The sequence below is a fragment of the Thermotoga sp. KOL6 genome, from assembly GCF_002866025.1.
Taxonomy (GTDB): Bacteria; Thermotogota; Thermotogae; order Thermotogales; family Thermotogaceae; genus Thermotoga.
Genome location: NZ_LNDE01000003.1, coordinates 74,150 through 94,067, shown reverse-complemented (window position 1 = coordinate 94,067; position 19,918 = coordinate 74,150). Strand labels below are relative to the sequence as shown.

Below are 19,918 nucleotides of genomic sequence, written 5' to 3'. Positions count from 1 at the left end.
TTTCAAACGTATTCGTAACCTTCTTCCAATCTTTTCTCACTTATTAGGTGTCTTTGGACGTATTGGCCACAGTTGCTTCCTATTTTGTTCTCTTCGAGTTCTCCTATACTCAATATTACCTCGAAACCGGCCTTTCTCAACTCATCTACGAATCTTTGATGATTCATAAGAGAGTGTCTTTCAACATCAACGTCCGATTTGAGTTTGTTTTCCTTAGATCTGTACGTAGGGTTCACAGGCGTTATCTTTACAAGAAATTTTCTTGGATCGAATCTATCGATGATCACCTTTGCGTCCAAGGAATAACTCTGTGCTACAGCAAAATTCAACGTTATTTTTCTGTCCGTTTCCTCTACGAACTCTTCTCCATATTCTGCTATTTTTTCGAGTGACCACTTTCTCACAGGAATGATTCTATCTCTTTCTTTTTCGTCGGTGGAATGGATAGAAAATTGCAACTGGAATCTTCCTGTGTAATGCTTTCTCTTAATAGATAGTAGTTTTTCAAAAAACGCATCCGTTCCTTTTGGGGCGACAGTTGAAAGAGAAGGCAGAAGACCAGGAGCATGATACCTAGCCGGTAGTTCTTCGAGAACTTCGATTACGGATTCGTTTAAAGAGGGTTCTCCCATTCTTGCAAACTGTATTTTGAATTTCTTCGCAGGGATTTTTTTGTCTTGATATCTGCTTTTCACAAGATAATCGATCTGCTCGAATATTTCTGAAGAAGAAAGTTTTCCTTTGTAGAACCCTCCTGCATCGCACATAAGACATCCTATGGGACATCCGACAAGTGTTGATACGATGAGAACCCACTTTTCCTCTCTGGGAATGGGTGGTTGTACGGATTCCACGAACTCTACGAGATTCCCTCTAGATGTTTCGCCAAGGTAGACATACGCGATCTCTTCTTTTCCTATTTTCTTAATGATCTTCACAGTAGATTCCCCCTCAGAAAAATGTTTCTCCTCAAAACATCTTTTACTGTTGCTGGTTCACCGTGTCCAGGGAACACGATCCACTCTTTTGGAATCTTTTCGAAGAACTCTTTCACCTTTATCAATGTTTCCTTCATTTTTTCTTTCGATCCGCCAAGATCTGTTCGTCCAATTGTGTCCACAAAAACGGTATCTCCTGTGAAAACTACCCCATCAAAAACGATGAAACGAGACCCTAAGGTGTGACCAGGAGCTTTTAATGTTCTGAAGTGTTTGTCTATGTCTTCCCAAGGTAACTCTATTTTCACGGGGTGGTCCATAAGATCTCGAGAGAGATTCGCAACGGGATCGGTCAGCATGGGAACGTCCTCTGCAGAAATGTAGAGTTTTTTCACCTTAAGCTCCGGAATTCCAGATATATGATCGCAATGACCGTGTGTAACGAGGACAACCACGGGATCTTTGATAAAACGCGATATATCCTCACCAGGATCTATCACACACAATTCTCCGTCCATTTCGAAGACGTACGTATTCACGTTAAAAGGAGAGGAAGTTATGAATCTTTTCACTTCCTTCACACTTTTCCCTCTCTCTTTAAAATTTCCATAGCCGCTTCTACAGCACTGCCCATAGCGATTGAGGTTTGCCTGAAACCACCCCTGGCGTCTCCCACAACGAACGTATTTTCGCTTTTTTCTATGAAAGAAACGTTTGGTATTCGACCAATGCAGATTAGAAGAGCGTTGAAAAGATACGTTCCACACTTTGTGAATAATTTTACCCCATCAATTTCTGCTTTTACCTTAAAAATAGGGCAATTTTCATGATAAAAGAATTTTGCAAATTTCTCAGTTCTTTTCACTAAGAGTGGTACTGCTCTGATTCTGTTACTTCTGTTAAAAACGTGAACCTCCTTGTTTTTGATCAAAGCGTTCAAGGCTCCATCGAAAGCAATATCCCCTGCTCCATAAATAGCAAGCTTCTCGAAGTCTGGCAGTTTGGAAAATTCGTAAGCTACTCTCTCGGAAACCTCAAAGTCAGGTATTCTTTTTGGAAGCGTACCACTTGCAACTATCACATAGTCGAAAGTAAAAGATTCATCTCGTGTGAAAACCATCCGACCTTTTACCTTAATAACTTCATCCCTTGAAAGAATGGCACCAGAATTTATCAATCTTTCTTTCAAAATGTGACATATCTCTTTTCCAGGAAGCGGTTTGAACACGGGAAAATTCTCCACCAAGTAAGCGTTGTAGAGTAAGCCACCAACTCTTTCTTTTTCAAACACCACAACATCGACATTATATCTCCTCAAGAAAACAGCCGACGCTACACCTGCTGGCCCTGCTCCAACGATTCCAACGCGCATAAGATCTCCTCCGTTTTGGCGATATAAGCGACTCCGTGCGCCAAATTCTTCAAGGAGGAAAAATGATACCATTCATTTTTGTCCCAGAGAGCATCTTCTACCATAACAACTTCGAATCCTCTAACAAAGGCGCTTCTTGCTGTTGTTTCACAACAGAGATGTGTCATCACTCCGGTTATAATCACCTGTTCAACATCAGAATTTCTGAGGATTCTCTCCAGATTTGTCGAATAGAACGCATCGTAAGTATCTTTTTTCAAAATTACTGTATCGGGAAAAGTAGGGATAGACCATTCTTCACCTATTGCATTCCTCCACCACTTCATCATCGTTCGAGAGGCTCCCACGTGAACGGTTGATACCACTGGTAGATTCAACGTTCTAAATTTTTCTTTCAGCTTTTTCGTGTTTTCAATGGCGAATTCTACTCCTTCTAGGTACGCTGGTGAGAAGGGAGAGGTGAAATAGTTCTGTAGATCGATTATGAGAAGGGCAGGAGCAATCAATTTGAAATGTTTCTTTTCTCTTTCTGGAAAGTAGAACACAATTTCCCTCCTATCCTTTCACCTTGAGTTTGAGAAGAAGTAAACTAGCTAGAAATTGCATTGAGAAGGAAACAAGAATCAAATAAAGACGATTGATGTCATAGAGAAAACCCATGATCCAGGATCCGAAAAACCAGGAGATTCCGTATCCGGTGAAGAATACGCCATAAGCGGAGCCGCGCTTCTCTGGACCAACAATCCTTGCGATAACGGCTCTCATGATAGACTCCTGGGCACCCATCCCAATACCCCAGAGAATCACACCGAGAAAAATGAAGGGAAAGTGGATTGAGAAAGAGAAAATGGGGAAAAATGCGGCTAAGAGCGTGGCGTAAAACAGAGCTTTAAATCCTTTCTTATCGAACATGTAACCGAAAATGAGAGCACTCACCGCGTCAACAGCCATGGCCAATGAGTAGGTAGCAGGGACTATGAAATCCTTTGTTACACTGATATTTTTCATGTGGTATGCAATCAGGGGAAAGTCTGCAAACCCAAATGCAATCATTGAAACGATCAAAAGATAAAACCAATAGGTTCTTCCAAAATCGCTTTTATCAATTTTCTTCCTTTTTTGGAATTCTCTTGGTGTTGGGAATACTATTCTTGCCGTAAGAAGAAATGACAACGCAGCAAGAGCCGGAACGAAAAGTATGAAAAAGCAAAATCTGTAACTTTTGCCGTATGCGAGAGCAAAGGTGAGGATTAAAGGGCCAGAAATGGCACCTATTTGGTCGAGGGCTTCATGTATTCCAAAACTTTTCCCTGCTCCTATTTCCTCGGATGCAAAAGAGAGAAGAGTATCTCTTGCCGGTGTTCTCAGAGCTTTTCCAAACCTTTCTGCTATTATGAGGGTGAGGGCTAACTGCCAACTACCGGCAAATGCAAGCAGAGGAACTGCCAATAAATTTATTGTGTATCCCAGAATGGTGAAAAGCCAATATTTTCTTGTCCTGTCGCTCATTATTCCAGAGACGAGCCTGAAAGCGTACCCGATTAACTCTCCGAACCCCACTGCGAAGCCAAGGACCGCGGCACTTGCACCGAGTGTTTTCATGAAAGGTCCTATGATACTTCTGGCACCTTCGTAAGTGACATCCGCAAAGAGACTAACCAGTCCTAACAATACGATAAACAAAAGAGCCTGCTTCTTTGACATAGGCACACCTCCTTCCTGAGATTAATTTTAAGATTCGAAGTGTTATAATGTAAAGGAGGCGAGAAAATGGAATGGATGAAAATTTACGAAAGATTGGTAAACACAGATACGGGACCCGATATTTCGATAGATGAAAAGCTGAATAGAACGTTTTTCTTAGCAGAAATCCTTGAGGAACTCGGTTTCAAAGTTGAAAGGGAAGATGCTGCTTATGTTGCCTTTCATGGGCATCCTCCGTATATCACTCTCATAGGTCACCTCGATACAGTTTTTCCAGAAGGTGAATCGAAAAAGAGACCTTTCAAAGTGGAGGGAAACATAGCGAAAGGTCCGGGTGTTTGTGATATGAAAGGTGGAATAGTTGTTCTCCTCGAGTCTATCAAGAGATTCCTGGAAGGGGACGATGCTAACCTCTGTATCGTTTTGAATGTAGACGAGGAAATCGGTTCTCCTTTCAGTCAATCTACCTTTGAAAAAATAGCTGAAAAAACATCTTATTGTCTCTCTTTTGAACCCGGTAGAGAGAATGGGGAGTTTGTTTCATCTAGAAAAGGTATTCTGGCGTTGTCAGTGTTTGTTCATGGGAAAAAAGGACACGCCTCCAGACTCGACGAAGGTGTAAACGCAATTATTGAGTTGTCATATAAGATCATGGAAATCTTCTCTTTGAACGGTAGATTTGAAAACTTAACCTTGAATCCTACCATAGTTAAAGGTGGTTTGGAAAGTAACGTTACTCCCGATCTTGCGGAAGTTTACTTCGATGTGCGATTTTACGAGGATAAAGAATATGACTTTTTGAACAAAATGCTCGACAATTTGTCCACCATACATCCTGACTCGACTTTTTCTTACAGGATGAAAATACGAAGGTTACCTATGAAAGAAAGCAGGATCCTTGTTGAGCTTGTGAGATCTGTGGCCAAGGAGATGAAGATGGAGCCGAAGTTTGTAAGAGCCACAGGTGGGGGGGATGTTGCATTCTTCTCCCAAAAAGATGTTCCATCGATGGATGGACTCGGGATACCAGGAGGTAGAATGCATTCAGAGGAAGAGTATGCCAGGCTTGATCAATTCGAGAAAAGAGTTGAGCTTGTGGTTCAGCTCTTGAAAAGATTGGGAGGTGTAAGGAATGTTCGTTGACACTACTTTGAGGGATGGTCATCAATCTCTCATAGCAACGAGGATGAGAACAGCAGATATGATTCCCGCTCTTGAGGCGTTTGATAAAATGGGTTTTCATTCAATGGAAGTTTGGGGTGGAGCCACTTTCGATGTTGCAGTAAGATTTTTGAACGAAGATCCTTGGGAGAGATTGCGGAAAATAAGAGAGGGTCTGAAAAATACCCAGATACAGATGCTTTTGAGGGGACAAAATCTGGTTGGTTACAGACATTATGCAGACGATGTGGTGGAACTTTTCATAAAGAAAGTTGCCGAATATGGCCTCGATATCATTAGAATCTTCGATGCTTTGAACGATGAAAGAAATCTTCAGAAATCAGTGGAAGTTTCCAAAAAACATGGTTTACACGTCCAAGGAGCGATCAGTTACACAGTAAGTCCGGTTCATACGTTAGAATATTATCTTGGCTTTGCTAAAAAGCTTGTAGAAATGGGCGTGGATTCCATTTGTATAAAAGACATGGCGGGACTTCTCACCCCGAAAAGGGCATACGAACTTGTGAAGGCATTGAAGGAGAAGTTCTCCATTCCTGTAGAAATTCACTCGCACTGTACAACGGGATTTGCTCCCTTAGCGTATCAAGCGGCTTTTGAAGCGGGAGCCGACTTTTTCGACACGGCAATTTCTCCTTTTTCCATGGGAACTTCACAACCTACCTTTGAGTCGATGTACTACGCTTTCAAAGGAAATGGAAAGGAGGATTTCGACAGGGAAGCGTTGAAATTTTTGGTTGATCACTTTACCAAGGTGAGGGTGAAGTACGTGGAATACGATGTTGGGATGAAGTATCCGGATTCCAGAATCATCTTTTCTCAAATACCCGGAGGTATGTATTCCAATCTTCTCAAGCAACTTAAAGAGCAAAGGATGGAGAATCTGTTAGAAAAGGTCCTCGAAGAAGTACCAAGGGTTCAAAAAGATCTTGGATATCCACCACTCGTGACACCAACCAGTCAGATAGTAGGAGTTCAAGCGTTTTTGAACGTTGTCTATGGAAGGTATGAAAGGGTGACAAACGAAACGAAAAATTACGTAAAGGGGCTTTACGGCAGACCACCCGCTCCTATGGATCCAGAACTGGTGAAGAAAATTCTTGGGGACGAGAAACCAATAAGTTGCAGACCCGCAGATTTATTGGAACCAGAAGTGGAGAAAGCAAAAGAAGAGCTCGGAGTTTTGTGTGAAAGCGAAGAAGATCTTCTCATAGCGATAATTCTTGGAGAAGTTGGAAAGAAATTCTTGAGGAAGAAATACGAGGAAAAAATAGGCGTGGATTTCAATTATTTGGAATCTTTGTCAGATTTTACCGATGAAATGCCCGTATATCCTATTTGAATTTCGAACACGTTGTATTCACCTTCTCGTCGGTAAGAAATCCTGAAACCATGCATTTCTAAAAACTCTCTGGCAAGGTACAATCCAACTCCTGTACCCTTGCTTTTTTTCTTCTTCTCGAAGAGATTCGCTCTCACTTCGTAAGGGATCTCGGAGCCTTTACTTTTTACAGTTATTTTTTCTTCCGACACGAGAACTAAGACGGAACCCGTGGAGTACTTGATAGCATTCTCGATGATGTTGTAAAATGCTCTGAAAAGTTTCACAGGATCCGCCTCGATCGTTATCTCATCTTTGTATTCGAAGTGTATCCTATTCGGGAACCTTTCTATCACGTCGTTTATAAGTTCCACAAGATTAACAGGTTCTTTTCTCAACCTCTCAAGACCTGCTTCTAATTTTGCGAATTCGTAGAACTCCTCTATTATCTTCTGAATGTTTTCATCGCTTATCTCACTCCAAAGGAGAGATTTTATATCGTGCATGAAGCCCGTTACAGCATCTTTTAGCTTTTCTGTCTCTTTTTCCTGTAAAATATTGCTTTGAACTAGCACGTTTATCTCCTCTGAGAGTTTTGTTATTTCATCGTTCAAGAAGTCATCGAACGGTTGTCTTTTCGATACCGCTTCTTTGAGTTTTTGAAGTCTCTTCGCCACGAGAATCTGTGTGGCAATTCCCATCAAGAACGCTGAAAAGAAGGAAAAGATAGTAACATCGATGAAGTCCATTTTGTTTCCCCAAAACAAGCTGAGGAGTATGGCGTTCACGAGAAAAGTAAAGAGAAAGGTTCTAAGAGAAATCATGTTTTTCCCTCCATGAACGTGTATCCTATTCCCCAAACGGTCTTGATGTATTTCGGTTTATTTGGATCATCTTCTATGGCTTTTCTTATCCTTTTTACCACGGTATCCACTGCTCTGGGTGAAACGTCTCTTTCCCAAAATGTTTCTAGGAGTCTCTCGCGTGTGACAACTCTACCAGCATTTTCTACCAAGAAAAGAAGAACTTCGAACTCTCTTTTTGGGAGATACACTTTTTTTCCCTTTAGATACACTGTACGGGCACTCGCATCTATTTTGAGATCGCCAAAGTCGTAAAGACTTTTTTTCTGTCGTTCTAAGAATCTTCTCACTCTAGCGACGAGAATTTCTGGATTGAATGGCTTTGTCACGTAGTCATCCGCTCCCACTTCGAACCCCCTCAAAACGCTTTCATCGTCCGAGAGAAGGGTCAGAAGTATTACCCACGTCTCTGGATATATTTCTTTTATTGTTCGGCAAATTTCGTAACCGTTATAATCTGGAAGCATCACATCTAAAACTACAACATGGAATGACTCATTACAGTCCAAAAAATCCTCACCGGTGAGGAAAGTCCTCACCTGCCCGAGTTTAGACAGTTCTTTTTCAAGCATCTCAAGAATTTTTTTGTCATCGTCAACAACGGCAATTTTCCACATCATGAGAATTTTAACATCGGTAGGAATAAAAGAAAAGCTATTATCACAATAACAGGACCAGGTGGGAGATTAAGAATGTAAGCTACTAGAAAACCGAAGATAAAACTCAATAGGTTGAAAGTCACGGATATTGTGAAGAGTGATCCAAAAGACTTGCTGAAGATTTTCGAAACCAATCCGGGAAGGATAAGCAGAGCTCCGCTGAGAACCACCCCTACCACTTTGACAGTGGTAACAACAGTTATTGAAATGAAGGCGGTGATTAGAAATCGAATGAGATTCGTCTTTATACCATAAAACAGAGCCATTTTCTCATCGACTATGAAGAACTTCATCTCCCATCTGAAAATAAGTATCAAGATCATGCTCGTCATCAAAATGAACAGAGTTATTAGAACATCTGTTCGATTCACAAGAAGTATGTCTCCGAACAAAAAACTCATCACGTCTGATTGATATTTTCCCGATAGTGAAAACAATACGATACCTACGGCCATGAAAAATGGAAGAAGTATACCTATAGCACTGTTTTCACTGAGTTTTGATTTTGAAAAAGTACTCACCGCGAAGGCAAAGAGTAACGAGGTGGCAAAAGCCATTAATCTGGGATCACCATCCGCCAAGGCTGCGATTGCGAGCCCCGCAAAGACAGCATGAGCGGTTCCGTCTCCTATAAATTCCATTCTCTTGAAAACCACGATCGGTGAAACAACTCCTGACAAAATCGATACAAGGATTCCTCCTAAGAAGGCTGTTCTGAGGAACTCGTATTGATAGAGATCCCTGAGAAAACCCAATTTTCTCACTCCTTGTGGAACATTTCGTAGTGTTTTGTCCCCCTGATCCAGATGTCGAAATCGCTGAACACTTTTTTCAAATCTTCCGGGGATATTTCTTCCGTTGGACCGTGACAATGGAGCGTTTTGTTGAGGCACATAACCGTGGTACATTCTTTGAAAACCATCCCAATATCGTGGCTGACCATGATAATCGTTATCTTTTTTTCTTCTCTCAAACGATTCAAAAGCTCATAAAAAGAAGCTTTTCCCATTTCATCTACACCAGCTTCCGGTTCATCGAGTATGAGAATATCCGGATCTGATAATAACGCTCTTGCTAAGGAAAGTCTTTGAAATTCGCCACCGGATAGATTCCTTATCAGATCGTTCTCTTTATGGGAAATACCAACATCTTTTAGAGTAGAAGAAATCTTTTTCCAATCGATTTTTTTGTGACGACCATACATTCCCATTGCGGCAAATTCTTTTGCAGTAATCGGGAATTCTCTCTGCACTTCCTGATGTTGAGGAAGATAACCTATTTGACCTCTCACCGATACCGTTCCTTGATAGTTCTTGATCTCGCCGACCAGTATTCTTACTAGGGAGGTCTTTCCAGCACCGTTAGGACCTATTATTCCCACGAATTCCCCTTCTTCTACAAAAAATGTAACGTTCCTTAATATCTCAAATCCATTGACTCTGTAAGTCAGATTCTTGACTTCAACTATTTTCATTTCAGTGCCTCCTTAAGTGTTTCGAGATTTTTTCTCAGTAGTTCCAAAATGGTTTTTTCGTTACCCACTCCTAACGGATCTAGAACAAAACTTTTCATTTTCAATTCTTTTTCGAGGATCGCCATCATATCACTAGACTGCTGTGGTTCTCTGAACAGCCCAATGACGTTGTCCTTTTTCTCCAGAATCTTCTTCAATGTAGCGAAGCTGGTTGCGTGTTCGTGACCGGTGGCAAGAGGCATCAGATCTAAACCGAACTCTTTGAAAAAATAGAAAAAGCTTGGGTGTGTCATTACAACCAGCTTTTCCCTGTGTGGAAGAAGAACTATAAAGGCATCCTTTATCACATCATCCAATCCTTCGAGAATCTCAAAGGTGTTTTTCTTTATCTCGTCTGAAATTTCTGGGAACTTTTTTGATAGTGTCTGGTACAAGTTGGGCACTATGTAATACTTCAAGAAGAATGGGTCGAGCCAAATGTGAGGATTTTGATTACCTTTTTCCAGGAACAGGTCAGGAATGAAATCAGAAACATAAATTGTCTTATCATGATATTTTTCAAGGTACGGTTCCAATTGCATACCATTAGCTATGATCAAATCCGAGTTTTCCAATAGTTTGGCGTCGGACGGTTTCAAAGAAAAGAGGTGTGGATTCGCGTTCGGTGGAACAAGAAGTTTTACTTCAACAGCGTCATCCACCATTTGTGAGACGATCAAATAGTATGGATTTATCGTCACAACAATCGTTTTTGTTAAAACAAACGAGGAGATTAAAAGAATTAGAAGAAGAGAAATTTTTCTCATTTTTTAACCTCCTTTCCACACTTTTCACAGATTCCATACACTAAAAACAAGTGGTACCTTTCTGAAAAACCATACTTCGTCTGCAAAGATTCGATAAAATCGTTGGCACATTCTCGAAAGGGAAAAATTTCACCACATTTCTCACAAACCATGAAATGATAGTGCCTGTCTTTTTTGAAAAAATATTTTGCTCCTCCACCTATGCTGAAAGAACCGATTAATTTTCGTTGTTCCAGAAACTTCAGAGCTCTGTAAACAGTTGAGAGATTCATTTCCACTTTTCGATATATCTCTTCGGCTGTTAAGGGAGCTTTTGAAGATTCGATTATATTTAGAATCTTCGCTCTGTTCTTTGTCATTCTCATTTTATCACCTGCAAATGCAAATCATTTGCAAAAATATTCTATCATCACAGATCTTTTTTGTCAATTCTTTAATCCATAAAATAGTGTTTATTGAAACATAATCCAACTAGCTTCCTAAAAGGTCTTATGTTTTTTGGAGATTATGCTGTATTATGGTATAATCCATCCTGGAAGCAGATATGTAAAACTTCTCGAAGCCAATTCTTCGATTTTTTTCTGAGTTGTTTTTGAATAACTAACTTTGTTAAAAATAAATATAGGAGGTGATTCGATTGGACGTTAGATACTACACTAGCGTTTCCCAAGTGAAACAATTATCAGATGAAGAAAAAGAAAAACTGAAGAAAGTAGAAAAGAAATATCGATTCAGAGCAAATTCTTATTATTTGGATTTAATAGACTGGTCAGATCCGGACGATCCAATTAGAAAAATCGTGATTCCTGAAGAGGATGAACTTGAAGAATGGGGAGACTTGGATGCATCCAATGAAAAATCTTACACAGTTGCAAAAGGGCTTCAACACAAATATCCCGATACTGCTCTCTTCCTCGTTAATGATGTTTGCGGGGGATTCTGTAGATTTTGTTTCAGAAAAAGGTTGTTTATAAACGTTGGCGCGGAAGTGATACGTGATATCACACCTCAGCTCGATTATATTCGTTCTCACAAAGAGATAACGAACGTTCTACTCACAGGTGGTGATCCTTTGTTACTCTCCACCGAAAAGCTGGAAAAGATCATTTGTTCACTCAGAGAAATAGATCATGTTCAAATAATAAGAATTGGGAGCAAGATACCGGCGTTTAATCCTTACAGAATTATTGAAGATGATGAATTGCTGCGGGTGATCAGGAAGTACAGTACCGAAGAAAAAAAGATATACGTAATGACACAGTTCAATCATCCCAAGGAACTGACTAGGGAAGCAATCAAAGCGGTGAATCTGTTGAAGAATGCAGGTGCCGTTCTCTGCAATCAGACTCCTCTTTTGAGAGGTATAAATGACAATCCAGAAGTGCTCGGTGACCTTTTGGACAAGCTTTCATTTGTGGGAGTGACTCCCTACTACGTGTTTCAAAACAGACCAGTTTCGGGAAACAAAAAATTTGCTGTCCCTGTGGAAAAAGGTTATGAGATCTTTACAAAGGCAGTATGCAATCTATCCGGAGTTGCCAAAAGGGTCAGATACGTAATGTCTCATAGGACAGGGAAGATAGAGATAGCAGCGCTTACAAGGAATTTTATCATTTTTAAATACCACAGAGCACATGATGAAAGAAACAGGAGAAAGGTGATGGTTTACAAAAGAAATCCTAAAGCACTCTGGTTCGATGACTACACGGAATTGGTGGAGGAATACACAGTTTGAAGGAAACACCCCGTAAGGGGTGTTTCTTTCTAAAAAGTGTCTATTTTTAAATTGGACTCATTTCTTGGATACTTCGGTTTTGGATCATCTGGATAGCCAATAGGTAAAATCACCTCTAATTTCAGGCTTTCTGGGGCATTCACCAACTTTGCTACCTCGCTCAAATTAGGAGGGGTGTACGGAACACTACCAAGCTTCTTTTCCTCCAGTGCAAGAAGAAGGTATCCGATGGCAAGCCAAACAGATTCCCTACTATAGGGAGCTCCCTTCTGTGAAAAGACCAAAAGAAGATAAGGAGCCTCCTCAAGGAATGGTTTTCTCCAGCTGAAATTCTTTTCAGAAAGCCACTCTTTCAGTTTTCCTCTTACTTTTTCATAGAAACATTTCTCCGCCTTTTCACAAACCTCCCTAATTTGCTTTTTCTTTTGAGGACTTTCGATCAATAAAAAATGCCAGGGTTGGGCATTCATACCAGACGGTGCCTCGTTGGCTACTTTCACTGAATAGAGTACATCTTCGATGGGTGGTTTTTCCTTTTTGAACTTTCTAACGGTTTTTCGCCGTTTTGCGAGTTCGTACAACATACTCAAACCTCCGAAAATATGTACTTTGGAATCTTTGCTTTCACAGTTTTGTTCGGGTTCACAAGTTGTGAAATTCCAATGTCCACACAAAGGCTTGTGAGCATGTACGCCTCTTTGAAGGGAATAACTTTTCTTCTCTGTATGAACCAAACTGCTTCCCTGGTTACTTCCTTAAGCGCATCCTCAACGCTCGGTAGCGACACGATAAGATAGTAAGCGTCGTTTGTCTCTACCATGGGCCATTTGATTTCCTCTTTCGCGATATCAACCTCCACAACCACTTTGGCCGAAACTTCACATGCTGAGACACACACTTCCCCATCTCCCATTGTAGCGTGAACGTCGCCAAGGGCAAGAAGAGCGCCGTCTTGGAAAACAGGAAGATACACTGTTGACTTCTCTGTGATCTCCTTTGTATCCATGTTTCCACCGTGTTTGTGGGCAGTTCCTGTTGGATATTCCCTCTCTTCGGGAGCAACTCCTATAACTCCTACCATTGGATGAATTGGAACTCTTATGTTGTCGAAAAAAACCGCCCATTTCTCAATTTTCAATTCTTTTGTGTGGAATCCCTCGATTTCGTCACTGAGAACGCCGAATCCTTTACCGGTTACGATGACCCCTTTTTCAGGAAGATTAATTCTTTCTATCCGGATTACCAGTGTGTCACCAGGTTTTGCACCGTTGACATAAACGGGACCGGTGGCAGGATTGACTTTCGAGAAATCGATTTTCTCGTAATTTCCCCCCAACGCATCTATGGTTTCAAATACCACTTTCTCTCCCGGATACACCTCTTCCACGGGATTCATTTCAGTCGAAAAAAAATAGATATGTTTCTGAGAGGAAATAACTTTCATTATCCCATCTCCTCATTCGCATTTTGACCATCCACAATTTTTACAGCTTACACATCCTTCTTGTTTTATCAGAGAGTTTTTCGAAAGGCAGACAGGGCAGTAAACGTTTCCTTCGTCGTCTACATAGTATCCACTTTGCCATTTGAGGTTGTTCGCCACGATGAACTTTTCTCTCTCAACAGGTTCTTCCGCTATCTCAAGGTCTTCCTCGCCTGTCCTGAACCACAGCTTTTCAAAATCCTCAAGAGCTTTCTTTATCTCCTCTGCAAGACCTTTGCAGTAATCTCCTTTCACTTTAGAGAGTTGTTCTATGATTTCATCCATTGAAACCCCTGCTCTCAAAGCAATCGAAGATAACCTTCCTATCACTTCTGCCATTTCACTACCGTTCGAGATGAATATCTCCACCGCTTCTCCCGTATCGTCAAAGGAAATGGTAATGTAAGTTGTCCCATCGGGCCTTTTGTACTTTCGTGTAACACTCCTCAAGGTATCTTTCCTAGGTTTGGGATGAAGTTTCATTTTTTCGTCTACGACAAAAAACTGCACTTTTGGAGCTTCCGAAGTTTTAAGTGCTTTTGTCAAAACCTGTGTTTGAAGTGAACCATCTCTGTAGATGGTGAGCCCTCTGACGTTCGTTTTCAAAGCTTCGAGGTATACGTTGAGTACATCGTCTACAGTGGTGCTTTGAGGCATATTTATAGTTTTAGAGATGTTGTTATCCACGTACCTCTGAAACGCATCTTGCATGAGAAGGTGGTCCATGGGATCAATGTCCAAAGCGACCACAAATACTCTTTTTATTTTCTCTGGTACATCTGGTATATCTTTTAGACTTCCTTTTTCTATGAGATCTTTTTCTATCCTTTTGAGGATTTCCGGATCCAATTTTTCTTTCAGAACTTGATTTATGTAAAGGAGAGGTTCCTTGGAGCCATCTTCTTTTGTGATAAATCGAGTGTATGCAAGTAAGAAATTAGGCTCCAACCCAGACGATGTGTCAGCTATGTTGGAAATGGAACCAGTCGGGGCAATTGTGAGTAATGCCACATTTCTCCTGTGTTCCCTAGTTATCTTCATTACTTCTTTTATTTCATCATCGTAATTGCTTGCCCCCATGGCAAAAGGCACGAATTCTTTTTCTGTTCTATATCTTGAAATCTCGAGAAGAGGAAAGTTTCCCTTCTCTTTCCCAAGGTCGTAGGAAGCTTTGTGAGCGTGGAGCGCTATGAAGGCCATAAGGTTAGAGGCGAAATCGCGAGCTTCTTGGGAGTTATAAGGAATTTCCAACTTGTAAAGGAGATCGGCAAAGCCCATGATACCAAGCCCTAGCCTCCTACTTTCTTTAACAGCTTTCGTGATCTTTTCAATAGGAAAGACGTTCACATCTATGACGTTGTCCAAGAATCTAGTAGCGATTTGGACGAGTTCTTGAAGAGATTCTAAATCGACGAATCCATTGTTGTAAAATTTTGCAATATCTATGGAACCAAGGTTACAAGCCTCGTAGTCGGAGAGACCAATTTCTCCGCATGGATTTGTCGATTTTATCTGTTTGTGGGGATAGAGAGGGTAGTATTTGTTCATCTCTCCAAGAAATGCGAGACCAGGATCTCCACTTTTCCAAGCGTTAGCAGCAATTTTCCTAAAGAGTTCTCTGACTTTCACCCTCTTCCTTATTGTGCTTCGTGGATGAGATAGTTCTAATTCGCCATCTTTTTCGTATAATTTCAATATTTCCTTTTTGTCCATCGGAAAGCCAACGGAAAGATTGAAGAAGTTCAAAACAGCTTCACCAGTGTTATCTCTCTTGGCATCTATAAATTCTTCTATGTCTGGGTGGTTTATGTTCAAAATACCCATCAAGGCGCCCCGTCTCCTGTATCCCTGTTTCACAACAGAAATGGCTGTATTGAAAACATGCATGAAAGATACTGGTCCTGAAGCTTTTCCGTGTGTTCCCGCAACAAAACTACCTTTGGGTCTCAGTTCTGAAAAGTTACTACCCACACCACCTCCAACCTTCGTTATGAGTGCGTATTCTTTGACTGCTTCAAAAATACCTTCTATACTGTCTTCCACTGGAACAACGAAGCAGGCAGAAAGCATGTGTAAATGATTTCTTGTTTTGTATATTTCTTCATAATCCTCTAAAGTCATTTGTTCTATCGGTTTCCAAAGAAGATCATATTTTACCCCGAGGCCTGCATTGAAGAGTGTCGGACTGTTTGGAATAAACAATCTTGCTTTCAAAATTTTGAAAAAAGTTTCTTCCCATTCTTTTATCCTATCGAGTTTTTCCCCTTTCTTGTACGAAGGATTCAGCAATTCTGCCGTTGCTACAACTCTTGCCACTCTTCTTGCCACATCCTCCCACTTTGTTTCAAGGAAATCCCCGTTTAAATCTCTCATAAAATAGCGATCCTTCAAAATAGTTTGTGCGTTTCTAGAAGGTTCAACATCGATCCACTTTGAAATCAAACTGGAAAGTTTCATAAAGAGTTATCCCTCCTGTTCTGTTCAACAACATATTGTGCTTTTTTTCACTGAGAAACGATATGTGGTGGAGTTTCCCGAAAGATTATACCTCATTCCTTTGTGAAATATCGGAAACAATAGTGGGAAATTTCTAAAGCGTTTCCCATGTTATCCTTTTTTGATGAGGTGATGTATAAAATGAAGATTAAGGAGATTGAAACAAAGACTGCTTTGAACTATTCCGAGGCAAAGAGCAGATACACCCTCAATCCGTATGTAGGGTGCTCAAATGCCTGTATTTATTGTTACGCCAGAGATTACGCGCGTCGCTACAGAAAGATAGATTGGAAAGAAGAAATTCTGGTGAAAATCAATATTGTCGAAACCTTGAGGAGAGATATCATAAAAAGGAGGCCAAGATACGTTTTCATGAGTACCATGTGTGATCCTTACCAGCAGCTCGAAGAGGTTTACAAACTTTCACGAAAATGTTTGGAGGTCTTCTTAGAATTTCCGCTCTTAGAAGTAGAGATCATGATACTCACAAAGTCGTCTTTAGTGCTAAGAGATTTAGATCTTTTCAAGAAGCTAAAAAAGATCTCTGTTGGACTCACGATTACGACTGACAATGACGAAATAAGAAAACTTTTCGAGCCTCGAGCGAGTTCAATAGAAGAACGTTTAGAAACTTTGCGGTTCCTCAAAGAAAACGGACTGAAAACCTCTGTTTTTATCAGTCCAATGCTTCCTATGAATCCAGAAAAGTTAGCGAAAATGGTAAAACCATACGCAGATAGTGTTTTTATAGATGATATGCATTACAAATGGCGTGTAGAAAATTTATACAAGAGGTATGGTCTTTCCCGGGCACTCACGAACGATTTCTTCAGATCCACTAAAAAGAAGATTTTGGAGATCTTGAAAAAATGATGTATCCTCACATTCTGAACACATTTTTCAAAGAGCTGTACAGTTTCACAAATTTTTGGTGTAGTCTTTCGTAAACTTTTGTGTTCTCAATTGTTGGTTCTGTGGAACTTTTGATCTTAAACCAGTTCTTTGATATTTTCGATGGGTTTTCACTTGTGGCTCCTGATACTGCAAGGATAGCGGCACCGTAGGATGCTCCTTCATCAACAACAGGCTTTTGTATTTTCATACTTATCATGTCTGCAAGCATTTTGTTCCAGACTTTGCTTTTGGAACCTCCTCCCGTGATTCTCACGTTGGTAATTTTCACATCGAGTTCCTTCAATACATCAAAGGAATCTTTAATACCGAATGCCACGCCTTCGAAGATCGCGCGTACCATGTCCCATTTGGTGTTGTACGAAGAAATACCAAAGAATACACCTCTAGCGAATGGATCTCTATGTGGCGTTCTCTCCCCATTCAAGTAAGGGAGAAAAACGATTCCATTCGATCCTATGGGAACTTTTTCCACTTCTTCGTTGATCGTTTCATAATCTTCGCTCAGAAATTTTTCTTTGAACCATTCCAGAGAAAAAGCAGCGGAAAGCATAACACCCATATGATATCTCATACCTGGAACTGTGTGGGAAAAGAAGTGTACCCTGCCCTTTGGATCTGGTTTTTCTCCTAATGTTGGTGCCAAGACAGTCCCAGAAGTTCCAAGGCTCACCATCACATCACCGGGTTCCACCACTGCGATACCAAGTGCTGCACAAGCGTTATCCGCTCCTCCAGCGATCACCAACGTATCTTCTTCGAGTTCCAAATCTCTTGCCACATCAGGTTTTAATCTCCCAACCACGCCGTTGGATGGTATTATCTCAGGAAGTAGATCTCTGCTGATGTTGAGCTCTTTCAGAACCTCGTCGTTCCATTCCATTTTGGAAACATCGTACATCACAGTCCCGGATGCATCGGAATGCTCTGTTTTCACTTCTCCTGTCAACATGTAGTTTATGAAATCCTTTGGAAGCATGATCTTTTCTATTTTTTCGAATATCTCTGGTTCATGATTTCTTATCCAAAGTAGTTTTGGCAGTGTAAAACCAGGAAGGATAGGGTTTCCAACCAGATTGAGAACACTTCCTTCCCCACCAAGCTTTTCCGTTGCTTCTTCGCATTCTTTATGGGTTCTTTGATCACACCAGAGTATGGCGTTCCTCAAAATTTCTCCATTTTTGTCTATCAACACGAGACTGTGCATTTGACCACTGGTGGAAATAGCTCTTATTTTGCTGCTGTGTTCTTTTGCTTTCAGCGATAACTTTTTCAAGATCTTTCGTACCGCTTCCCACCAGGAAAAAGGCTCTTGTTCTGCCCAGGCGGGTTGGGGAGTGATCATGGATAGTCTTTCGGTGGCAATCGAAAGGATCTTTCCTGTTTCATCTACTAGGATGCCTTTCACTCCTGTCGTTCCTACGTCCAATCCAACGTACAGATCCATTACGCTACCCTCCCATTTTGCTTTCGCTGTCCAGAAGCATAGTACATGATTTCTTCCTGAGTTACTTTTTTCTCTTTATTGTCTAAGACGGCTGTAATTTCTCCCTCCCACATAACAACAATTCTGTCACTGAGGTTTAAGATCTCTGGAAGTTCTGAGGAGATCATGATCACGGCTTTTCCCTGAGCAGCCAGTTCTCTAATAATTCTGTGTATTTCGGCTTTGGCACCCACATCTATGCCACGAGTGGGTTCGTCGAAGATCAGTATATCTGCTTTCGTTGCAAGCCATTTAGCGAGAACCACTTTCTGCTGGTTCCCACCTGAGAGATTTTCAGTGATCTGGTAAATGGAGGGAGTTTTTATAGCCAACCTTTCTACGAATTCTTCAGATATTTTCTCCTCCTTTTCCTCATCCAAAACGAGATGCCATTTGCTGATGTCTTTCAGCGAAGGAAGGACTATGTTGTCCTTCACAGTCATTTTCAAAACGAGTCCTTGTATTTTTCTATCTTCTGGGATGAGGCCGATTCCCATTTTTATGGCATCTTCGGGACTTTCTATTTCAACCTTTTTTCCATTCACGAATATCTCTCCCGATTCTTTTTTGTTAACTCCAAATATCAAAAGCATGGTCTCCGTTCTACCTGCACCCACCAATCCTGCAAATCCTAAAACTTCACCTTTTCTAACCTCAAAAGACACGTTTTTCACTCTGTCTTTCCATCTCAGATTCCTAACCTCAAGGGCAACTTTTCCTGGTTTCGTTTCTATTCCATGGGGAAAGAACTCCACTTCTCTTCCCACCATGAGTTTTATTATTGTGTCGACGTCGAATTCTCCCTTTTTAAGCTCGCCTACTCTCTTTCCATCTCTCATTACAACGATCCTATCGCTGATTCTCATGACTTCGTCTAATCTGTGTGATACAAAAACAATGGATATTCCTCTTTGTTTAAGCATGTTTATGACTTCAAAAAGTCTTTCTGCTTCTTCCACCGTAAGGGAAGAGGTGGGTTCATCCATGAGAATAACCCTTGGTTCTTTCACCAAAGCTTTACATATTTCCACCATTTGCCTTTGAGCAGTGGTGAGCTCCCTAACTAGAACGTCCGGTGGAAATTTTGCGCCAATAAGTTCCAATAGTTCTTTCGATCTTTCATACATTGTCGATTCGTTCACCCTACTAAAGAGATTTCTCTTTTTCCCGTTGACAACTTCGTACGCGAGGAATATATTCTCTGCAACTGTTAAGTTATCACAGAGATTCAATTCTTGATGTATAACGCTGATGCCTTTTTCAAAAGCCTCGACTGGCGAATGAAATTCCACTTTCTCGCCATTAACCAAGATCTCTCCTGCATCTGGTTTCAAGACGCCTGTTATGATCTTTATCAAAGTGGACTTTCCAGCACCGTTTTCACCGATCAGAGATACTATTTCGTTTTCGTAAATTTCGAAGTCAACATTGTTGACAGCCACAACTCCTGGAAAGCGTTTCACAATTCCCTTTGCTTTCAGGATTTCCAA

Annotated in this window: 20 protein-coding genes; 4 read left to right on the top strand and 16 right to left on the bottom strand. The window is 40.9% G+C overall.

The features are described from left to right. Positions 1-2: 2 nt before the first annotated feature. From AS005_RS07585 to AS005_RS07565, 5 genes are read right to left on the bottom strand one after another with little or no spacing between them, the layout of a single operon-like run. Complete coding sequence (locus tag AS005_RS07585; RefSeq protein ID WP_101511108.1) at positions 3-938, bottom strand: radical SAM protein; 936 nt, start codon at positions 936-938, stop codon at positions 3-5. Next, positions 935-1,519, bottom strand: a complete 585-nt coding sequence (locus tag AS005_RS07580) for an MBL fold metallo-hydrolase (protein WP_233186290.1) — start codon at positions 1,517-1,519, stop codon at positions 935-937. Before AS005_RS07580 ends, AS005_RS07585 begins: the two co-directional genes overlap by 4 nt. Then, complete coding sequence (locus tag AS005_RS07575; protein ID WP_101511107.1) at positions 1,516-2,310, bottom strand: NAD(P)/FAD-dependent oxidoreductase; 795 nt, start codon at positions 2,308-2,310, stop codon at positions 1,516-1,518. Before AS005_RS07575 ends, AS005_RS07580 begins: the two co-directional genes overlap by 4 nt. After that, positions 2,271-2,855: an isochorismatase family protein gene (locus AS005_RS07570; RefSeq protein WP_101511106.1), complete on the bottom strand. Its 585-nt coding sequence runs from the start codon at positions 2,853-2,855 to the stop codon at positions 2,271-2,273. Before AS005_RS07570 ends, AS005_RS07575 begins: the two co-directional genes overlap by 40 nt. 10 nt (positions 2,856-2,865) lie before the next feature. Further along, complete coding sequence (locus AS005_RS07565) at positions 2,866-4,014, bottom strand: MFS transporter (protein ID WP_101511105.1); 1,149 nt, start codon at positions 4,012-4,014, stop codon at positions 2,866-2,868. 66 nt (positions 4,015-4,080) lie between these two features. Between AS005_RS07565 and AS005_RS07560 the strand changes: the two genes are divergently transcribed. Beyond that, positions 4,081-5,157, top strand: coding sequence for a M20 family metallopeptidase (locus AS005_RS07560; RefSeq protein WP_101511104.1), 1,077 nt, complete (start codon positions 4,081-4,083; stop codon positions 5,155-5,157). After that, complete coding sequence (locus AS005_RS07555) at positions 5,147-6,535, top strand: pyruvate carboxylase subunit B (RefSeq protein ID WP_101511103.1); 1,389 nt, start codon at positions 5,147-5,149, stop codon at positions 6,533-6,535. The genes AS005_RS07560 and AS005_RS07555 overlap by 11 nt, the downstream gene beginning before the upstream one ends. On the opposite strand, the gene AS005_RS07550 is transcribed toward AS005_RS07555, so the two are convergent. Genes AS005_RS07550 through AS005_RS07525 form a run of 6 tightly spaced genes read right to left on the bottom strand, consistent with a single transcriptional unit; the run spans position 6,481 to position 10,681 of the window. Beyond that, a complete protein-coding gene (locus tag AS005_RS07550) occupies positions 6,481-7,338 on the bottom strand; it encodes a HAMP domain-containing sensor histidine kinase (RefSeq protein ID WP_101511102.1) in 858 nt (285 codons plus the stop codon). The two genes, AS005_RS07555 and AS005_RS07550, sit on opposite strands and share 55 nt — an antisense overlap. Then, a complete protein-coding gene (locus tag AS005_RS07545) occupies positions 7,335-7,997 on the bottom strand; it encodes a response regulator transcription factor (protein ID WP_101511101.1) in 663 nt (220 codons plus the stop codon). The genes AS005_RS07550 and AS005_RS07545 overlap by 4 nt, the downstream gene beginning before the upstream one ends. Beyond that, complete coding sequence (locus tag AS005_RS07540) at positions 7,994-8,791, bottom strand: metal ABC transporter permease (RefSeq protein WP_101511169.1); 798 nt, start codon at positions 8,789-8,791, stop codon at positions 7,994-7,996. Before AS005_RS07540 ends, AS005_RS07545 begins: the two co-directional genes overlap by 4 nt. A gap of 5 nt (positions 8,792-8,796) precedes the next feature. Continuing rightward, positions 8,797-9,510: a metal ABC transporter ATP-binding protein gene (locus AS005_RS07535; RefSeq protein ID WP_101511100.1), complete on the bottom strand. Its 714-nt coding sequence runs from the start codon at positions 9,508-9,510 to the stop codon at positions 8,797-8,799. Beyond that, positions 9,507-10,316 (bottom strand): metal ABC transporter substrate-binding protein, encoded by an 810-nt coding sequence (locus AS005_RS07530; protein WP_101511099.1) that lies wholly within the window; start codon positions 10,314-10,316, stop codon positions 9,507-9,509. The genes AS005_RS07535 and AS005_RS07530 overlap by 4 nt, the downstream gene beginning before the upstream one ends. Then, positions 10,313-10,681, bottom strand: coding sequence for a Fur family transcriptional regulator (locus AS005_RS07525; protein WP_101511098.1), 369 nt, complete (start codon positions 10,679-10,681; stop codon positions 10,313-10,315). Before AS005_RS07525 ends, AS005_RS07530 begins: the two co-directional genes overlap by 4 nt. Before the next feature lie 272 nt (positions 10,682-10,953). Between AS005_RS07525 and AS005_RS07520 the strand changes: the two genes are divergently transcribed. Further along, entirely contained in the window at positions 10,954-12,051 is a 1,098-nt protein-coding gene (locus AS005_RS07520) for a KamA family radical SAM protein (protein WP_199203887.1), read from the top strand. Between the two features lie 29 nt (positions 12,052-12,080). Here AS005_RS07520 and AS005_RS07515 read toward each other — a convergent pair whose 3' ends face one another. From AS005_RS07515 to AS005_RS07505, 3 genes are read right to left on the bottom strand one after another with little or no spacing between them, the layout of a single operon-like run. Further along, the gene (locus tag AS005_RS07515) at positions 12,081-12,635 is read right to left on the bottom strand and encodes a nitroreductase family protein (protein ID WP_101511096.1); all 555 of its coding nucleotides are present in this window, start codon (positions 12,633-12,635) and stop codon (positions 12,081-12,083) included. Positions 12,636-12,637: 2 nt separating this feature from the next. Then, a complete protein-coding gene (locus AS005_RS07510) occupies positions 12,638-13,495 on the bottom strand; it encodes an acetamidase/formamidase family protein (protein WP_101511095.1) in 858 nt (285 codons plus the stop codon). Between the two features lie 12 nt (positions 13,496-13,507). Beyond that, the gene (locus tag AS005_RS07505) at positions 13,508-15,991 is read right to left on the bottom strand and encodes an adenosylcobalamin-dependent ribonucleoside-diphosphate reductase (RefSeq protein WP_101511094.1); all 2,484 of its coding nucleotides are present in this window, start codon (positions 15,989-15,991) and stop codon (positions 13,508-13,510) included. Positions 15,992-16,171: 180 nt separating this feature from the next. Between AS005_RS07505 and AS005_RS07500 the strand changes: the two genes are divergently transcribed. Next, positions 16,172-16,903, top strand: a complete 732-nt coding sequence (locus AS005_RS07500; protein WP_101511093.1) for a DUF5131 family protein — start codon at positions 16,172-16,174, stop codon at positions 16,901-16,903. A 7-nt stretch (positions 16,904-16,910) separates the two neighbouring features. On the opposite strand, the gene xylB is transcribed toward AS005_RS07500, so the two are convergent. Continuing rightward, positions 16,911-18,389, bottom strand: coding sequence for a xylulokinase (gene xylB, locus AS005_RS07495; RefSeq protein ID WP_101511092.1), 1,479 nt, complete (start codon positions 18,387-18,389; stop codon positions 16,911-16,913). Beyond that, on the bottom strand, positions 18,389-19,918 hold the full coding sequence (locus AS005_RS07490) for a sugar ABC transporter ATP-binding protein (protein WP_101511168.1): 1,530 nt from the start codon (positions 19,916-19,918) through the stop codon (positions 18,389-18,391). The genes xylB and AS005_RS07490 overlap by 1 nt, the downstream gene beginning before the upstream one ends.

Bases quoted from the DNA above. Each gene is read 5' to 3' on its own strand.
- AS005_RS07575 (WP_101511107.1), bottom strand. From the start codon at position 2,310: ATGCGCGTTGGAATCGTTGGAGCAGGGCCAGCAGGTGTAGCGTCGGCT.
- AS005_RS07565 (WP_101511105.1), bottom strand. From the start codon at position 4,014: ATGTCAAAGAAGCAGGCTCTTTTGTTTATCGTATTGTTAGGACTGGTT.
- AS005_RS07560 (WP_101511104.1), top strand. From the start codon at position 4,081: ATGGAATGGATGAAAATTTACGAAAGATTGGTAAACACAGATACGGGA.
- AS005_RS07555 (WP_101511103.1), top strand. From the start codon at position 5,147: ATGTTCGTTGACACTACTTTGAGGGATGGTCATCAATCTCTCATAGCA.
- AS005_RS07550 (WP_101511102.1), bottom strand. From the start codon at position 7,338: ATGATTTCTCTTAGAACCTTTCTCTTTACTTTTCTCGTGAACGCCATA.
- AS005_RS07545 (WP_101511101.1), bottom strand. From the start codon at position 7,997: ATGATGTGGAAAATTGCCGTTGTTGACGATGACAAAAAAATTCTTGAG.
- AS005_RS07535 (WP_101511100.1), bottom strand. From the start codon at position 9,510: ATGAAAATAGTTGAAGTCAAGAATCTGACTTACAGAGTCAATGGATTT.
- AS005_RS07530 (WP_101511099.1), bottom strand. From the start codon at position 10,316: ATGAGAAAAATTTCTCTTCTTCTAATTCTTTTAATCTCCTCGTTTGTT.
- AS005_RS07525 (WP_101511098.1), bottom strand. From the start codon at position 10,681: ATGAGAATGACAAAGAACAGAGCGAAGATTCTAAATATAATCGAATCT.
- AS005_RS07515 (WP_101511096.1), bottom strand. From the start codon at position 12,635: ATGTTGTACGAACTCGCAAAACGGCGAAAAACCGTTAGAAAGTTCAAA.
- AS005_RS07510 (WP_101511095.1), bottom strand. From the start codon at position 13,495: ATGAAAGTTATTTCCTCTCAGAAACATATCTATTTTTTTTCGACTGAA.
- AS005_RS07505 (WP_101511094.1), bottom strand. From the start codon at position 15,991: ATGAAACTTTCCAGTTTGATTTCAAAGTGGATCGATGTTGAACCTTCT.
- AS005_RS07500 (WP_101511093.1), top strand. From the start codon at position 16,172: ATGAAGATTAAGGAGATTGAAACAAAGACTGCTTTGAACTATTCCGAG.
- xylB (WP_101511092.1), bottom strand. From the start codon at position 18,389: ATGGATCTGTACGTTGGATTGGACGTAGGAACGACAGGAGTGAAAGGC.